At 57.7% G+C, this 541-nt stretch carries 1 protein-coding gene; it reads right to left on the minus strand.

Translation table 11 applies throughout. From position 1 onward, the window contains the following. Positions 1-400: transposase (locus HWX25_RS32860; protein ID WP_175912757.1), on the minus strand; the 400-nt coding region annotated here is incomplete at its 3' end. Positions 401-541 lie beyond the last annotated feature (141 nt).

Here is a 541-nt window from a genome sequence, read left to right on the forward strand (position 1 = left end):
TTTCTACCGTCGCATTGAACAGGTCAGTCACCGCATCGAACTCGATCAGCCGATCCCGGTTCTTGGTGAACACCGAGTGATTCCACACCGTGTCCTCGATCGACAGGCCGACGAACCAACGGAACAGCAGGTTGTACGAGATCTGCTCGACCAGTTGCCGCTCGCTGCGAATGCTGTACAGCACCTGAAGCAGCATCGCCCGCATCAGTTTCTCTGGCGCGATGCTCGGCCGGCCGCATTTGATATCCGGTTCGTACATCGCCGAGAACTTCGTATCCATCTTCGACAGCGCTTCGTTCATCCACGTCCGGATCGGCCGCAGCGGATGGGTCTGCGGTACGAATTCCTCCAGCCTCACGGTGCTGAACAGGGATTCGTTGTAGCTGTCGGCGCCTCGCATGCGGTCTTCGCGTCTCGGGATCAGGGTGGCTATATCGTGACGAATCGGTCGAGGTATTTCAACGGCCTGCTAGAGAGTTCAGCGTGGATTGGGTGCGCCTTGGCAACCTTGGTCGAGACATCGATCTGGCATTGCAACGAT

The sequence above is a fragment of the Burkholderia sp. BCC1640 genome (assembly GCF_902833125.1).
In the GTDB taxonomy this organism is placed as follows: Bacteria; Pseudomonadota; Gammaproteobacteria; order Burkholderiales; family Burkholderiaceae; genus Burkholderia; species Burkholderia diffusa.